Below are 16,855 nucleotides of genomic sequence, written 5' to 3'. Positions count from 1 at the left end.
CACTCCTCAATCTACATAACTTATTCCGTTCGATTTCTCATATCTATCTTATCGGACATGAACATCAGTATGTTAAGGAAAAGGAAAAGCATTAGGCAGAAGAATTTGTCTATATCGTAGGCAAGGTCAAATTTAAAGGAATGGTGTTAAATTTTCGACTAAAAGAAGAGGGCCTATTGCTCATCAGTACTAGAACTGCACGACTTTCACTATGCCTCACGTTTGTCTGAACCTTAGACCCCTATCTTATGATGCAGATTTCCATCCGCTTTTTAGTTGAATTTGTGCCGTGGCAATTTATCCATATTATCAAGCATGATACCGGTTCCGATTGCTACACAATCCATTGGCTGCTCGGCAACGAGTACTGGGACCTTAAGCTCTTCGGCAAGAAGTAAATCAATCCCATGAAGCAATGCTCCCCCGCCTGTTAAAATGACGCCTCGGTCGATGATATCAGCAGAAAGTTCTGGCGGCGTCCGCTCAAGTACGCTTTTTGCAGCTTGTACAATGATGGAAACCTGCTCGCGGAGAGCCTCCTCAATTTCTTCTGAATTGACCGAAATGGTTCTAGGCAATCCCGATACCATATCGCGCCCACGGATATCGATGACTTCATTACGAGATCCAGGGAAGACGGTCGCAACCTGGATTTTAATGTTTTCCGCTGTACGTTCACCAATGAGGAGCTTATACTTCCGTTTGACATAATTTAATATTTCATTATCGAATTTGTCACCGGCCATTTTAATAGAAGAAGATGTAACGATATCCCCCATTGAAAGAACGGCAATATCCGTTGTACCTCCGCCAATGTCCACGACCATATTGCCGCTTGGCTGAAAAATATCCATGCCGGCACCGATTGCAGCCACTTTTGGTTCTTCTTCAAGGAATACTTTCTTTCCACCGCTTTTTTCGGCAGCTTCTTTAATCGCCTTTTGTTCGACACTTGTTATGTTGGTCGGGCAGCAGATTAAAATTCTAGGCTTTGAAAGGAAGCCTTTCACATTCAATGTATTGATAAAATGCTTAAGCATCGATTCTGTTACATCAAAATCCGCAATGACACCGTCTTTTAAAGGTCGGATTGCGATGATGTTTCCTGGAGTACGGCCTACCATTTTACGAGCTTCTTCACCGACGGCAAGAACACGGTTCGTATTCTTATCAATCGCAACTACCGAAGGCTCATTTAACACAATTCCTTTACCTTTGACATGTATAAGAACATTGGCTGTTCCAAGGTCTATCCCAATATCTCTAGCAAACATTTCTTAAATCCTCCTTGAATATCCTCACATATAACCTACTTCTGTCCTAATTGTTTATTTTACCATATTGCATTGACACAAGTAAGTATGAATTATAAATAAACACTAATATAGACTATTATTTCCTAATTTGCCAATATGTAAAAAAATCCGGTGCCTTATGTACTACATTTACTTATTTCCCCATAAAAAAATCCCGGCATGGAACCGCAACAAGGTTGAGAAAAGAGCTGACACTCACTTTCATGTCCCCTCATTCATTACCCGATTGCCCGATTCACTTCCAATTGCCGGAATGATTCAAGTATCATTTAACGATTTCTTCTTCTCTTTCAGAACGTTTATATTTTAATTTTGTCGCTTCTCCGCCTCTAAGGTGACGAATGGATTTATGATAATCCAATATATCCTTCACTTCGTTAGCCAAATCAGGATTAATTTCTGGCAGCCTCTCAGTTAAGTCTTTATGCACTGTGCTTTTAGAGACCCCGAACTCTTTTGCAATGACGCGGACTGTTTTTCTAGTTTCCACGATATACTTTCCTATCTTGATAGTTCTTTCTTTGATGTAATCGTGCACACCACTCGACCTCCCCAAATTGGATGTGAGAAGTGTGAAATGAGATTCGTATTTTTCGAATCGAATACCGCTGCCCTATAAACAATGAAAGATAGAATTATTCACCTATTAGATAATTTGTAATAAACGATTCCTCACCTCAAACACTCTCTTTGCATGGTTTATAACATCTTATTAGCTTGGTTAAGAATATATGCCTAATGGGACAGGAGGTTTGGATTTATTTATGATTTTCATCTGTTTCTTTTCCTTAAGAGCAAATTATTTCCCGAGAAATTTGTCAGAAATTCAAAGGTTTCAGCATATTGTCCAATATTTCCTCGAAAGAAAAAAAGGAAGCCGTTCAAAGTGAACGGCTTCCTTTTACCAAATTTTCAGTTGTTGTCATTCGTAACGTTCTAGGTTTTTGTTTTGATTTTATTAAAAATCTTAATTTTAATTAGATTGATTTAACGAATCTTTTAAGGAATCGCTTTCTTCAGTTGTATCTTCACCAGGGACAGAGCCTTCCTCATCAGTGCCATTCTCTAAATCAGTGCCCTCTTCAGATTCGTCAACTGCAGGAGTTTCTTCTGTGCCAGTTTCAGACTCTTCGACTGCAGGCGTTTCTTCTTTATCAGCTTCAGATCCTTCGACTGCAGGTGTTTCTTCTTTATTACCTGAATTTTCAAGTTCACTGCCCTCGGCTTCAGTTGCCGATTGAATCGCAGAAGCTTGTTTATCAACAAAATCAAGTGGGTTTAACGCAATGTTATCTTTTCTGATTTCGAAGTGGACATGTACGCCAGCCTCTTCATTGATTTGGCTTTTTCCAGCTGTAGCAATTGCTTGTCCTTGTTTCACTTTGTCACCGACTGCAACCTTAATGTCTTTAACAGATTGATAACGGGTAACGACACCATCTTCATGCTCAACTTCAACTAAATTTCCAAGCAACGCATCGTCTTGAACTTTCGTTACATTTCCACTTAAGGAAGCTTTTACATCGAAAGACTTTCCATCTTCCATTGCAATGTCTATACCTTTATTTTGCTCATATCTATTGTTGTAGAAAACCAATGCTTCTTCTTGTGCCTTTTCATCCGCATTCACATCATAAAACTGTTTCTTGATAACCGTTTTATCTGCATTGGCTACAGGCATCTTGATTGTCTCAAGATTACTATTAACCTCTACAGAAGGCTCACCATAGTTTTTTCCTGTTTCAGCTGATTCCTCATTGCCATCTTTAGCTGAATCATTAAAACTATTTTGTAATAAGAAGGCCGCGGCTAAGATTATGGCTGCACTTGCGATATAGATTGCTGATAATGCCCAACGTTGTTTTAGTATACGTCGGATTGTGGAAGTTGGTTTCTTTTCTTCCTCTCTCATATTAATCACCTCAGCAATCATTCTGAACATTTTGCCAAGATTATATACATTCAGGAAAAAATTTTTTTAGATTTATTTTGTGGAAATGAAACCGATTTTATTCGCAGAATGGTAAAATGTTTGATATCTTACTGTTGAAGGATGTTTAAATCATGAAAAAAGCTTTTAAACTTGTGTTAACGTTATTGCCTTTCCTATATATGATTGCCATTTGGATAATGTCGAGCAACCCCGATGATATGATTCTTGATCTTCCCTCATCCTCAATTGACCGATTTATCAAAGAGGCACTTCATCTGGTCGAATTTGCCCTTTTGTATATATTATTAGTTTCGGCCCTTGCCGCAAACCAAAAAATGAAAGCAGGTTTAAGCCTGTTGGCTGCCCTTGTAGCTTGCCTTTACGGTGTTATTGATGAATACCACCAATCTTTCGTCCCATACCGCTCCTCTACCTTAATAGATGTCATTAAGGATATCATTGGAGTGGCTGCAGTCTATTTTCATGTCCAATATCATTATTTCAAGCGTAAACGGGGCTTTTTGACGATTATAGAAAAATTAAACGAAAAAAAATGAGAGATGGGATCCCCATCTCTCATTTTTTTGCCGTCATCGTATTCAGCCACTTACTTGAAGACTGAACTTTGACGCCTTTATAATAATATTTAACGATGTCTTCATAGGTTTTTCCTTCCCTGGCCATGCCATTAGCACCGTACTGGCTCATTCCAACTCCGTGTCCGGACCCTTTTGTCGTGATGACAATCTGGTTGCCTTGACGCTCCCAGTCAAAATCGGATGATGTCAGCCCGAGCTTCTCACGAATCTGTTTTCCTGTCATTTTCTTTCCTCCGATTTCCACTACACCTACGCGATTACCCGATGTTCTTTCAATGACAGTCCCTATAGATGTTCCCGAAGAAAGACTTACACCCAGCTTTTTTTCAAAATCTGCAGTATCAACAACAACTTTATTATAAAATTTTGGTGATTCTTCTTTATCCCATGGACTGGATACACTTTTTAAATAGGGAAATTCAGCTTGCCAATAGTCCTCTGAATTCTCCGTATAGCCATTGCTGGTCGAAAAAAAAGTGGCAGTAATCGGTTTTCCTTCATAGGTTAAGATTTGACCGGCAGTTTCCTTTATAGCCTTGTTGATTTTTTGCATCTTCGATTTATAATCAGAGCCCCACTGTTTTTTCAGCTCATCATTATTCTTATAAACTTGGTGCATGACCGTATCGCTTACATCGGCACCTTCAGGCAAGCCTAATCGACTTTCGCTTATGAGCTGATTGACAATGTAGGTTCTCGCTGTCAATGCTTGTGCCTTCAGCGCTTCTTCTTCAAAATCTGCTGGCATTTCAGCTGCAACCACACCAGTCAAGTACGATTCAATCGGCAGTTTTTCAATCTTTTTTGCAGATGTGCGGTAAACGGCAACTTCTACGGAACTCATTTCATTTGCAGCTACCTCTTTACCCTCATTCTTCACTTTCTTTTCCAACTCTTCGGTCAATTGCCCACTTGTCTTTTCATTTGAAAATGGAAGCACAAGCACTGCTGGAATCATGATAATTACGAATGCTACTGCTATGAATAGTACGATCATCGGTTTGATTGCTTTCAAATTCCTGAGCCTCCCTACACTTGTTTTCTCTGCCGTAAATCGCATTCGGCAGGTATCATCTTTACATAACAAATGTATGTCGAAGGACAAGCTTTTATGAATAGAAAAACGACAACTATTTAACTGTAGGCGATGAACCAGGAACAAGACAAAAAAAACCATTCACGGTTCAATGACTCGAACGTGAATGGTTTTATAAGCTAACTTATGCGTTTAAATCTGCGATTTTTTTTGTTTCAGCAGGTACATCTTCGTTAATACGTTCCACATCAGCACCTAGAGATGCCAATTTACCATGGAAATTCACGTACCCTCTGTCAAGATGCTTCAATTCTGTAACACGTGTAATGCCATCTGCAACCAATCCAGTCAGGATGAGCGCTGCCGCGGCACGTAAATCTGTTGCAGCTACTTCAGCACCTTGAATGTTAGTTGGTCCGTTAACGATAACGGAACGACCTTCTATTTTAATATTGGCATTCATGCGACGGAATTCTTCAACATGCATAAAACGGTTTTCGAAAACGGTCTCCGTAATCATGCTTGTTCCTTCAGCACGAAGTAGTAATGCCATCATTTGCGATTGCATATCAGTCGGGAAACCAGGATGTGGCATTGTTTTGATATCAATGGCCTTCAAGGTTTTTGGACCGATAACGCGTAATCCATCTTCTTCTTCAAGAATTTCAACACCCATTTCCTCCATTTTGGCAATAAGGGAAGTAAGGTGTTCAGGTACAGCTCCTTGAACAAGAACATTGCCGCCAGTAAGAGCGGCCGCAGTCATGAATGTACCAGCTTCGATACGGTCAGGTATAATCGTATGTTCAGTGCCATATAATTTATCGACACCTTCGATTCTCATCGTACCAGTACCGGCACCTCTGACTTTGGCACCCATTTTATTAAGGAGATTCGCAAGATCTACAATTTCAGGCTCTTTGGCCACATTTTCAAGAATAGTTATACCTTCAGCAAGTGTTGCTGCCATCATGATGTTTTCAGTGGCACCCACACTCGGGAAGTCAAGATACACTCTTGCACCCTTAAGTCTGCCTTCAACCTCGGCATCAATGAAACCATTGCCGACCTTCACTTTTGCTCCCATCGCTTCAAAGCCCTTTAAATGCTGGTCGATAGGACGTGATCCGATGGCACAGCCACCAGGAAGAGCAACGCGGGCCCGGCCATTCCTTGCTAGTAATGAGCCCATCACTAAAACGGAAGCTCTCATTTTGCGTACATATTCAAATGGTGCTTCTTCTAATAACTCTCTTGATGCATCTACAGTTACTTGATTGTCATGAAAGGCAACATCTGCATTTAAGTTGCGCAATACTTCATTGATTGTATATACATCGGAGAGCGTAGGAACATCTTTAATGATACTTTTCCCATCACTTGCTAATAATGTTGCAGCGATAACTGGCAAAACGGCGTTTTTAGCACCTTCTACTTTAACTGTCCCGCTAAGCCTTTTTCCGCCGCGGACGATGATTTTTTCCAAAAGTATTCCCCTCCGCGTCCATTTTCTCTATATTAATATTCAAACGTTATGATTGGTGTGCCAACTACAAAGTTCGTTCGGTCACCCAATCCTTCTGTCCGTAGCCCAAACTGCAAATTTAATTTTTCTTTTGTCAAAGGTTGTTTAAACAATGTTGAATGTGCAGATATAGATGTAAAGTTTGTTTCATGCACACTCTCAATTTCCCTTGCATGGAACATATCTAACAGGTCTTCAGTTTTAGAGCTTAAAACCGAATCCATATTATCATTGATAGACCCTTTAATACAAGAAAAAATTGAAGGAGTTCCTATAAATAGGTCATTCACCCTGTTTTGGAACGTAGCAGTAAAAAATGCCGCATTGGCTTTCTTCCACTTTTTCCCCTCCACTTCGTAAATAACATAGGTAACTTTATCAAATTTCTCTTCCGTTGTCATTATTTTGATAGACTCGGTCAGACCTGAATCGACATTGTAAGTTAACGCCTCTGCCTTCCAGCCGGAAGCATCATCTTTCCGGTGCCATTGAAATTGAGGGTATTTTCGTTTTAAAGCTGTAACTTCGTTTTCAAACTCTTGTTTAGTTGTAATCTCTTTATTTATTTCTCTAGTGAGTACAGACCAATCGCCTATGTCTAAATCTTTATCTTTTTGTAACAGTCCCACCAATTTAACTATATCTGGTTTGCTTTCTGCCACAATCGTACTATTCCCTATTAAAATCACCATCAAACCGAGAAATACTATGTATGATAACATTTTTTTGTTTAAATTAAACATGTTAAATCCCTCCCCTTTTACACATTCTTTCCATAAGGAGAGAGATCATACTTCGAGTTTTCCGACAATTGGTGACAACTTCCCCTTATACTGGCAGGAAGCAAAAGCGAATACAAGAGTAGAATCATATTTTGCTATAAGAAAATTCTTACAGCATATCAGTCATTACTAAACATATACGGAAGTTGATTTGCAAATCCCAGGTAGTCGAGGAAGAAATTACTTACAACTGAACCGATGGCAACCGTTAATAAAATATATAAAACCCTTGCCTTGATGACAGAATTGGATCTTAATATTTTATCAAAATGTAATGCCTGTAGAGCCCACCAGGTAACTGCGATGAAAAACAAGTGTGCAATTATTCCTGTTAAAGCCTGCTGTCCCATTGCTGAAAACATGTACATACCTCCTAAAAGACACCCGAATTCTATTCTAACACAAAACCCCTTCATATTTGGAATTTAAAAGGAAGAATTGCAAAATATCTTTTTAAAACTGTAAATAGAGGCTTGATCCAATGGAACAAGCCTCTGATACAGGCATTATATCATTTACTTGAAATAAAGTCTGTAAATTCGCCAAATTGATCATGAATAAAATCAAAGGCAATATTGGGCGCCACCCCGAAAAGTATGGTGCCTATTACGCAAATGATCAACACAATGTAAAGACCCGGACGGATTTTAATGACCTTCTCTGAATGAATCGGTCGGAAAAAGACCTGAACCAATAAGCCGAAATAATACACATAGGATACAATGGTACCTGCAATCATGATTCCCGCAAGGACAAAATGTCCAGGCTCCGTTATGAATGTTCCAAGAAAAATATTAAGTTTGCCAATGAAACCTGTCGTACCGGGGATTCCAGCAAGCGACAGGATAAATACGGTGAATACCATGGCAAGATAAGGTGATTTCCTCCCCATTCCTGCAAGAATGCTAATATCTTCTGACCCACTTTGGCTGGATAGAAGCTGAATGACTGCGAATATACCGATATTCATTAATACATAAGCCATCAGGTAAAACCAGACAGTATCCAGGAGAAAATATCCCCCGCCCAATGTGGCCACCGCTACAAGCAGGTAACCCGCATGGGCGATGCTTGAATAAGCGAATAATCGTTTTAAATTTTGCTGCCTTAACGCAACCACATTTCCAATGATGATCGTCAGGCCCGCCAACGAAGCTATATAGATATTATTTTTTTCCAAAAAGTCGAGCGCTCCGAACGTATCACCGGAAGCTGTTAGGAACAATGAGAGAAAAATGCGCAGGATGATGACGAAACCCGCCATTTTCGAAATTACACTCAAGAAGGCTGCGACCGGTGTCGGTGCCCCCTCATACACATCCGGCGCCCACATATGAAATGGAGCGGCAGCTATCTTGAAGGCTATACCTACAAACACCATGAAGAAAGCGAGGCCCATGATGTATTGCAGCTGTCCGTCCGTCATCGCAGCCATCGTCCGGCTCATTTCGCCTAGATTGACGGAACCGGTCACTCCATATAAATAGCTCATCCCAAATAAAGTGATCGCTGTGGAAATGCCTCCGTTTATTACATACTTCATGGACGCTTCGTTGGACTTCCGATCATGCTTGCGTATTCCGACCAATATATAAGATGAAAGTGAAAGCAGTTCCAGTCCAACGAACAGCGTTATCAAATCACCGCTTGAGGACATGACCATCGCTCCAAGCAAAGCGGTCAGGAACAGATAATAAAATTCCCCCCGGTGCTCCCGCAGCCCCTCTTGCGGTTCATATCCTTCAGCCAGAAGGATGATTAAGGCCGCTCCTAATAACAGCAGCAGCTTAAAAGCTTTTGCAAATGAATCCAAACGAAACGTATCGGATAAGATACTGACTGTCTCAAAGGATAGCAGGCTAATCAGTGACAAACATGCCAAAATGATTCCGGTTAGCGCGAGCCATGCCAGTTTTCTCCGATTAAAGTGCTTTGGCCAGAATAAATCCAATATCCAAAGAATCATGGTTGTTCCAAGGATGATGAATTCTGGCATCATCGCTCCCCAATCATAAGAAAGCATCGTGTTCCAATCCATCCTTCATCGCCCCCCTAGAGCAAGCATCATGGCTTCAATCGTTCCTTGAAGAGGCCCGCCTAACAAATTTGGGTATACCCCAACAGATATTATCAAAGCGAGAAGAACCAACGCGGGAAAAAACTCCCAGCCCCTTAGGTCCCATTTCTCTTTTTCTATCAAGCTATCATTTTTCCCGAAAGTCATCTGCATGACCGCCCTCAATACATAAACAGCGGTTAAAACCAGCCCGATCACCCCAATTGCCGCAAGCAACGGCTGACTCTTGAATAAGCCAAGAAATACCATGAATTCACTGATGAAGCCCGACATGCCAGGCAAACCGAGAGAAGCCATCCCGCAAGCTAACATAAACCCTGAAAAAATCGGCATCGACTTGGCCAGCCCCCCAAGCTTAGGAAGCATCGTGGTTCCCATACGCTCATACAACACTCCCACCAAGAAAAACAACAAAGCAGCAATTAGCCCGTGTGAGATGACTTGAAAAATAGCTCCCTGAATGCCCGCTTCATTCAAGGCTCCCAGCCCCATCATGACGATACCCATATGTGAGATTGATGAGTATGCTAAAACGAGCTTGAAATCCGTTTGTACCAAAGCTAGAAATGCACCATATAAAAAACTGAGGACCCCAAATAGGACAATGGTAAAGGCCAAGCTTTTATATTGTTCAGGAAATATCCCCATTCCAAACCGGATGATTCCGTACGCCCCTATTTTCAATAGGACACCCGCATGTATCATGACTATGGATGGAGGTGCTTCTGCATGGACCCGCACCATCCAGCTGTGAAAGGGAAAGACGGGCAGCTTTATCGCAAATGCTACGAGAAAGGCGAGACATAAACCATATTTCATCGAACCGGATATTGGTGCAAAAAGTGAAACACCGCCCATTGTCATCATCTGTGTCAATGCTGCAATGTTGGTCGTACCCGTCCTGGCAAACAAAATCAAAATAGCCACTAATAAAACAGCCGAACCAATGCCATTATAAATCAGAAAACTATAAGAAGCTTTCTCCCTCTCCAGGAAGCCCCATCTGCCAATTAAAAAGAAAGCAGGAATCAAAGTCATTTCAAAAAAGATGAAAAAAAGGATTAAATTTTCTGCGGTGAAGACACCGAGCATCCCAATCTCCAGGATCAAAAATAACAAATAATACCCTTTCCATTCCTTTTTTATATAAATGGATGCGATTGCGGCCAGTGTTGAAATGATTGTTGTCAGTAATATGAAGATGAGACTTAATCCATCCAGCCCCAACTCAAAGTCAACCGTGAAGAGCTTGGGATCATACATCTCCAAATTCCCAAACCTGATCCAATTCAACTTAATGTCAAATAAGGATAGGGCCACACCCGAATAATATTGGCTGCATAGAAAGAACGATAGGAAAAGAGGAGGCAGTGTTCCGAAAAAGCCAAATTGTTTAATCGTCCTTCCCTCTTTTTTCGGCATGAGGGCAACCATCACTATGCCCAGCAGCGGTGAAAACACTAAAAGCGAGAGCAAATAGACATTCATCTTAGATACCCCCCAGTTACTGCAAAAATCACCAACAGTACCGCAAGTCCCAGAAAGGCTATCATGCCATATTGCTGTACCTGTCCTGTTTGCAGTTTAGACCCTATTTTTCCTAATCCTTCTATCGAACTTGTTACAGTGGAAACCAGGCCGCCGACAATGAACCTTTCCATATAAGATAGGAATATACTAAAGCCCTTGACTGCATAGCCTGCAGTGTAATAGTAAATCTCATCAATATAATACTTATTTTCCAAAACCCGATATACCCCGGAGTTTTCTTTGACAAGCCAGTCCCGTGGTAACTTCTTTTTAGCGTATATCATATAAGCAAGGTATATCCCGGCCAGCGATACAAGCACGGCCAGCAACATTATCCAAACGGGTCCCTCACTATGGCTGGCGCCTAGAGCAGCTTCATTTCCCTCCACAAGCCACTCCCCAAGGAAAGTTCCAAACCATGGTGTTTGGATATACCCGCCGATTACAGCAAGCAAAGCCAATGCGAGCATGGGAATTAGCATGATGGAAGGTGATTCCTTGACCTGTTTTACTTGACTGCGCGAATCGCCTGCAAACATCATGAAAAACAGCCGGAACATATAAAAAGCAGTTAAAAAGGAGGTAACCACCGCTAGACCAAACAATATATAACTACCATTCTCCCAGGCTGCCATTAGAATTTCATCTTTACTGAAAAAACCTGAGAGTAACGGAAACCCCGATATCGCCAACGTGCCAGTCAAGAACAGCGGCCCAGTCCAATTCAACTTACCCCATAGGCCGCCCATCTTTTCCATATCCTGTGTATGTATAGCGTGAATAACACTGCCTGCTGCCAAAAACAGCAATGCTTTAAAAAAGGCATGGGTCATTAAATGGAACACCCCGGCCACATATCCCGAAGTACCCAAAGCAAGCATCATAAAGCCAAGCTGAGAGATTGTCGAATATGCCAATACACGCTTAACATCCTTTTGCACGATGGCAATGCTTGCGGCGAATATGGCTGTAATTCCACCTGTTATCGCTACGACCTGCATCGCAGCAAAACTTGCCATGAATAGCGGAAACATGGCCGCCACCAGGTAAACCCCTGCAGCAACCATGGTTGCTGCGTGTATCAATGCGGAAACCGGAGTCGGTCCTTCCATTGCATCCGGAAGCCACGTGTGAAGAGGAAATTGTCCAGACTTCCCAACCGCTCCGATAAAAATCAAAATAGCGATTAAAGTCAGTTTTTCGCTTGATATCATGCCCGATTGAACGGCTTGAAAGATCTCTCCATATTCAAAGCTGCCTGTTTCCCAGAATAGCAGAATGATGCCGATTAAGAGCCCTACATCCCCAATCCTGGTCATGATGAATGCCTTCTTCGCTGCAGCCTTAGCTTCATGTTTATAAAAGTAAAACCCAATGAGCAGGAAAGAACCCACCCCGACCAATTCCCAGAAGATATAAAGTTGTAATAAATTGGGTGCCATGACAAGTCCAAGCATGGCAAAGGTGAAGAAGCCCAGATAAGCATAAAAAATGGAGAATCGCACTTCACCCTTCATATACCCCTTCGAATATATCTGGACAAGCAGGCTGACAAGGGAAACGACCACAAGCATCAAGGCATTAAGCTGATTGATTTCGAATCCAGCTGAAAGTTGCGTCCCCCCGAAGGAAAGCCAATCTATCGATATATTATAAGTAGGTTCTTTAAATCGTTCCATCAGGACGAGCAACGATAAAACAAACGAAGCCAATGTACATATTATTCCTATAAATGCCCCTCGTTCCCGCAACCGCCCGCCTGATAGAAGCAGAACCAGAAACGTGACGAGTGGAAAGACCGGTATGAGCCATGCGTACTCCATCATCGTATCAAATCCCCTTCTTCATTTATATAAACCTTCAATTCTTCATAATTTCCATTTCATCGACATTGACCGTCTTCCGATTGCGATAAAGGGACATTAGTATAGCCAGCCCTACAGCCGCCTCGGCCGCGGCGATCGTAATCGTGAATAAGGAAAAAACTTGACCCGTAATGGATGGTGTTACCCCCAATTTACTGAAGGCAACTAAATTGATATTTGCAGCGTTCAGCATCAGCTCGATTGAAATCAAAACAATGACCGCATTTCTTTTCGTCAAGGCACCATACAACCCTATACAAAATAAAACGAGTGCCAATACAAGGTAAGCCGACAAGGGAACTCCCGTCATGATCGATCTCCCTCCTCATCATCTTTTTTAGCCAATACGATGGCACCGACTAAAGCAACAAGCAGGAGTACCGACATCACTTCAAATGGAATTACATATTTTGAAAAAAGTTCGATTCCTATTTGCTTTGTATTTTCCTCATGCAAGGCCGTTGGCTGTACAGGTATATCAAGGTTATAAATCCCCAGATACACCGCCACGGCAAATCCAGCAATCGCCGCCAGCAAGGAGAAATTCCCCCAGCCCCCTTTAGCGGGTGCATCATTTTCTTGGTGTTTTGTCAGCATAATCCCGAATAGCATCACGATCGTAATAGCCCCTGAATAAATCAGGATTTGAACAATGGCGACAAACTCGGCCGAAAGCAACATATAAATGCCTGCAATGCCCAAGAAAGTAAAAACAAGTGCAATTACCATGTGCACCACTTTTGTTAAGGTAATCAACAGCACCCCGCCTACTATCGAGACGAGTGCCAAACCAATGAAGGCAATTAATTCACCCGACAAACTCATACTTTATTCACCTTCCGGACATTTTCATCGTTTTCATCCAGCCACTCCAGATTTTTAAATAGATGATCACGGCTATATTCGGCCAGCTCGAATTGATTCGTCATCACGATTGCTTCTGTAGGGCAGACCTCCGTACATAAATCACATAAAATGCAAATCTCGAAATTAATGTCATACGTATCGATGATTTTCCCTTTTTTCGACGGGTCCGGATGCTTCTTACCTGTTAATTGAATACAATCCGTTGGGCAAATCGTCACGCACTGATTGCATACAATACATTTTTCAGGATAGAATTTCTGGATTCCGCGGAATCGGTCAGGAAGTGGAAGCGGCTCATTCGGGTAGTCATAGGTCACTTTTTTCCTCGTCAAGTTCTTTAATGTATAGGTTAAACCTTTTGCTAAACCAAGCATATAAATCCCTCGCTTTCCGACCAGCTTAAGTTTCTAAAAAAGGTTAATCAATTCTTTTATAAGTGCCGTCAAAAATATATTAGCCAATGCAACCGGAAGCAGCACCTTCCATCCGAATTCCATCAATTGATCGGCCCTTATACGAGGAAAGGTTACACGAATCCAGACCAATACATAGAATACGGCACTGAACTTCAGACCGAACCAGATGGCTGCCGGAATAAAATCCAAAAACGGAATAGAATTCCATCCCCCTAAAAATAATACAGTGGTTAGCGTTGCCATTGCAAACATATACACATATTCAGATAACATAAAGAAGGCCCAGCGAAATCCAGAGTATTCAACATGATAGCCTGCAACAAGTTCGGATTCCGCTTCCGGAAGGTCAAAAGGAACCCTGTTCAACTCGGCAACCGATGCAATGAAAAACACGATGAACGCAATCGGCTGAAGAAAAATGAACCAAACCCTTTCCTGGGCTGCAACTATATCATTCAAGTTTAAACTGCCTGTTAGGAGGACGATTCCCACTAGTGACATCACCAATGGGATTTCATAAGATATCATTTGCGCGGCTGCCCTCATCCCGCCAATCAAAGAATATTTATTATTGGATGCCCAACCCGCAGTGACGATGCCGATGGTCGATATGCCGGAAATCGCCATATAATAAAGCAGTCCGACACCTATATCCGCAAATTGGAAGGCATCGGTGAACGGCAAGGTGGCAAGGACCATGAAAGCAGGAGCAAAAGCAATTACCGGAGCTAAAATATATAACGGCTTATCAGCTTTTTTGGGTATCGTATCTTCCTTGATCAGAAGTTTCAAAACATCGGCAACGGTCTGCAAGAGACCCCATTTCCCCCCAATTTGGTTTGGGCCGACACGCATCTGCATGAATCCCATGATTTTTCGCTCTGAAAGGATTCCATAGGTTACAAACCCTAATACGACGAACAGGAGCAGGACTGCCAAACCAAAAAAAATGCCAAAATTCAGCAGGCTTGGAGCGGAGTGGAGAAGGTCCTTGATCATTTATCCATCCACCTCCCCTAAAACGATATCGATTGCACCTAATATCGTTATCAAGTTCGCCATATTTTCCCCTTCCAATAATTTCGGAAGAATTTGCAGATTATAAAATGAAGGTCTGCGAAATTTCAAACGGTATGGCTCCTTTTTCCCTTCACTCGCGATATAACAGCCTATTTCCCCTCTTGGCGATTCAATTCTGACAAATGCTTCACCCTTAGGAACCTTTATTATTTTAGGGACCTTAGCGAGGATAGGCCCTTCTGGAAATTGCTCAACCGCCTGCTCGATGATTTTCAGTGATTCCTCGATTTCTTCCATTCTACAGTGATAGCGAGAAAAGGCATCACCCTCTTCCCTTGTAGGAACATCAAATGTGAACCTGTCGTAAATGGAATATGGCTCATTTTTTCGTAAATCCCATTTCACACCTGTACATCTTAAGTTGGCACCGCTAAGCGAATACTGCAGGGCTTCTTCCTTCGTATAGATGCCCACCCCCTTAACCCGATTAACAAAGATTTCATTCCCTGTCACAAGCTCATGGTAACCGGCAAGCTGCTCCCTCATATAAGGGACAAACTCGGCAACCTTCGCAATCCAGTCTTCAGGAGCATCCCATTTCACGCCTCCAACACGCATATAATTGAATGTAAGGCGTGCCCCTGACAATTCAGTCAATAAATTAACGATCATTTCACGTTCTCGAAAGGCGTATAGGAAAGGGCTCGTCGCACCTATATCCAGCAAGTATGTACCCCACCAGACAAGGTGGCTTGCAACTCTGCCCAATTCCATTGCGATCACCCGCAAATATTCTGCCCTTTCGGGAATCTCGACCCCCATCATTGTCTCAACAGCATGGCAAAGCACATAATTATTTGTCATTGCCGCTAGATAATCGAGCCGATCGGTATATGGGATTATTTGTGTATATTGCAGATTTTCCGCTAATTTTTCCGTACCGCGATGCAGATACCCAATAACAGGTGTAGCCTCTTTTATAATTTCACCGTCAATCTTGATGACAAGCCGAAAAACACCATGTGTACTCGGATGCTGCGGCCCGACATTGAGAAGCATTTCTTCCGTCCTTAACATTGGGCTTACACCTCCACATCATAAGGCTGATAATCTTTTCTAAGGGGATACCCTTTCCAATCATCACCAAGTAAAATCCGTTTTAGATCAGGGTGTTCATAAAAGTTAATACCTAATAAATCATATGCCTCACATTCTGGCCAATTTGCTCCTGGCCATAATGAGACCAATGATGGAATAACGGGAGATTCCCTATCAAGCTTCACCTTCAAGGCAACTGATTGGTTCATTTTGAATGAATGTAAATGTACATAGATTTCCATATGGGATTCAAAATCCGTACCATGAAGTTCCGATAAATACGAAAAGTCAAGCTGTTCATCGTATCGCAGAAATTTTGCTATTGAGAAATATGTATCCGGATTAGCCACTAAAGTGGGTACATCTTTTGATAATCTATTAATATAGTGCTCTAATAATGCCCCTTGTCCTAAATGGCTTTCAATAGCAGAAATAATTTGATCGAGTTTCAACTGATTTGGGGAAAGCTCGTTAGGGATGATAACTTCTTCGCTTTCCTTTACAGCAGTCCTGTTCTTTGCAGCAGCAGCAGCTTTCGCTTTGGCCGCCGCTGCCGCCTTTTGCTTCGCTATATCCATTTCATCTTCCGGCTTCTCCGCACTTTCAGCTTTCGCCTTGGCCGCTGCCGCTGCCTTTTGCTTCGCTACATCCATTTCGCCTTCCGGTTTTTCAGTCGCATCCTCTTTCGACCGTTTTCTGGCCAATGCTGCTGCTTTCGCTTTGGCCGCCGCTGCCGCCTTTTGCTTCGCTATATCCGTTTCATCTTCCGGCTTCTCCGCACTTTCAGCTTT

Annotated in this window: 17 protein-coding genes; 1 reads left to right on the top strand and 16 read right to left on the bottom strand. The window is 42.1% G+C overall.

Annotated features, from left to right (window positions below; all coding sequences use genetic code 11):
* Positions 1-272: 272 nt before the first annotated feature.
* The 3 genes from ACQKMF_RS12440 to ACQKMF_RS12430 form a co-directional block, all read right to left on the bottom strand.
* Complete coding sequence (locus ACQKMF_RS12440) at positions 273-1,274, bottom strand: rod shape-determining protein (RefSeq protein WP_101223816.1); 1,002 nt, start codon at positions 1,272-1,274, stop codon at positions 273-275.
* Between the two features lie 307 nt (positions 1,275-1,581).
* Positions 1,582-1,854, bottom strand: coding sequence for a sporulation transcriptional regulator SpoIIID (spoIIID, locus tag ACQKMF_RS12435; protein ID WP_034315767.1), 273 nt, complete (start codon positions 1,852-1,854; stop codon positions 1,582-1,584).
* 435 nt (positions 1,855-2,289) lie between these two features.
* Entirely contained in the window at positions 2,290-3,228 is a 939-nt protein-coding gene (locus ACQKMF_RS12430; protein ID WP_101223817.1) for a M23 family metallopeptidase, read from the bottom strand.
* A gap of 152 nt (positions 3,229-3,380) precedes the next feature.
* Here ACQKMF_RS12430 and ACQKMF_RS12425 point away from each other — a divergent pair, with 152 nt between their 5' ends.
* On the top strand, positions 3,381-3,806 hold the full coding sequence (locus tag ACQKMF_RS12425; RefSeq protein ID WP_101223818.1) for a VanZ family protein: 426 nt from the start codon (positions 3,381-3,383) through the stop codon (positions 3,804-3,806).
* Between the two features lie 19 nt (positions 3,807-3,825).
* Here ACQKMF_RS12425 and spoIID read toward each other — a convergent pair whose 3' ends face one another.
* The 13 genes from spoIID to ACQKMF_RS12360 all read right to left on the bottom strand — a co-directional run.
* A complete protein-coding gene (gene spoIID, locus ACQKMF_RS12420; protein ID WP_230176120.1) occupies positions 3,826-4,863 on the bottom strand; it encodes a stage II sporulation protein D in 1,038 nt (345 codons plus the stop codon).
* A gap of 205 nt (positions 4,864-5,068) precedes the next feature.
* A complete protein-coding gene (murA, locus tag ACQKMF_RS12415; protein WP_098371638.1) occupies positions 5,069-6,370 on the bottom strand; it encodes a UDP-N-acetylglucosamine 1-carboxyvinyltransferase in 1,302 nt (433 codons plus the stop codon).
* Positions 6,371-6,402: 32 nt separating this feature from the next.
* Complete coding sequence (locus ACQKMF_RS12410) at positions 6,403-7,152, bottom strand: YwmB family TATA-box binding protein (RefSeq protein ID WP_402943356.1); 750 nt, start codon at positions 7,150-7,152, stop codon at positions 6,403-6,405.
* 158 nt (positions 7,153-7,310) lie between these two features.
* Positions 7,311-7,553, bottom strand: a complete 243-nt coding sequence (locus ACQKMF_RS12405) for a DUF1146 family protein (RefSeq protein WP_101223821.1) — start codon at positions 7,551-7,553, stop codon at positions 7,311-7,313.
* A 149-nt stretch (positions 7,554-7,702) separates the two neighbouring features.
* A complete protein-coding gene (nuoN, locus tag ACQKMF_RS12400) occupies positions 7,703-9,229 on the bottom strand; it encodes an NADH-quinone oxidoreductase subunit NuoN (RefSeq protein WP_427573447.1) in 1,527 nt (508 codons plus the stop codon).
* Between the two features lie 3 nt (positions 9,230-9,232).
* The gene (locus ACQKMF_RS12395) at positions 9,233-10,756 is read right to left on the bottom strand and encodes an NADH-quinone oxidoreductase subunit M (RefSeq protein WP_427573444.1); all 1,524 of its coding nucleotides are present in this window, start codon (positions 10,754-10,756) and stop codon (positions 9,233-9,235) included.
* Positions 10,753-12,624, bottom strand: coding sequence for an NADH-quinone oxidoreductase subunit L (gene nuoL / locus ACQKMF_RS12390; protein WP_260358787.1), 1,872 nt, complete (start codon positions 12,622-12,624; stop codon positions 10,753-10,755). Before nuoL ends, ACQKMF_RS12395 begins: the two co-directional genes overlap by 4 nt.
* Positions 12,625-12,658: 34 nt before the next feature.
* Positions 12,659-12,973, bottom strand: coding sequence for an NADH-quinone oxidoreductase subunit NuoK (nuoK, locus tag ACQKMF_RS12385; protein WP_101223825.1), 315 nt, complete (start codon positions 12,971-12,973; stop codon positions 12,659-12,661).
* Complete coding sequence (locus ACQKMF_RS12380; RefSeq protein ID WP_101223826.1) at positions 12,970-13,488, bottom strand: NADH-quinone oxidoreductase subunit J; 519 nt, start codon at positions 13,486-13,488, stop codon at positions 12,970-12,972. The genes nuoK and ACQKMF_RS12380 overlap by 4 nt, the downstream gene beginning before the upstream one ends.
* Positions 13,485-13,904: an NADH-quinone oxidoreductase subunit NuoI gene (nuoI, locus tag ACQKMF_RS12375; RefSeq protein WP_101223827.1), complete on the bottom strand. Its 420-nt coding sequence runs from the start codon at positions 13,902-13,904 to the stop codon at positions 13,485-13,487. The genes ACQKMF_RS12380 and nuoI overlap by 4 nt, the downstream gene beginning before the upstream one ends.
* 33 nt (positions 13,905-13,937) lie before the next feature.
* Positions 13,938-14,945 carry an NADH-quinone oxidoreductase subunit NuoH gene (nuoH, locus tag ACQKMF_RS12370; protein WP_427573438.1) on the bottom strand — a complete coding sequence of 336 codons (1,008 nt, stop codon included), beginning with the start codon at positions 14,943-14,945 and terminating at the stop codon, positions 13,938-13,940.
* Positions 14,946-16,043 carry an NADH-quinone oxidoreductase subunit D gene (locus ACQKMF_RS12365; RefSeq protein WP_101223829.1) on the bottom strand — a complete coding sequence of 366 codons (1,098 nt, stop codon included), beginning with the start codon at positions 16,041-16,043 and terminating at the stop codon, positions 14,946-14,948. It abuts the gene before it with no gap.
* Positions 16,044-16,048: 5 nt separating this feature from the next.
* The coding region (locus tag ACQKMF_RS12360) for an NADH-quinone oxidoreductase subunit C (RefSeq protein WP_427573434.1) at positions 16,049-16,855 on the bottom strand (807 nt) is incomplete at its 5' end.

Source organism: Peribacillus sp. NPDC101480 (genome assembly GCF_050277335.1).
GTDB lineage: Bacteria > Bacillota > Bacilli > Bacillales > DSM-1321 > Peribacillus.
The sequence above is the reverse complement of the archived record's forward strand: the minus strand, read 5'-3'. Positions and strand labels throughout refer to the sequence as shown.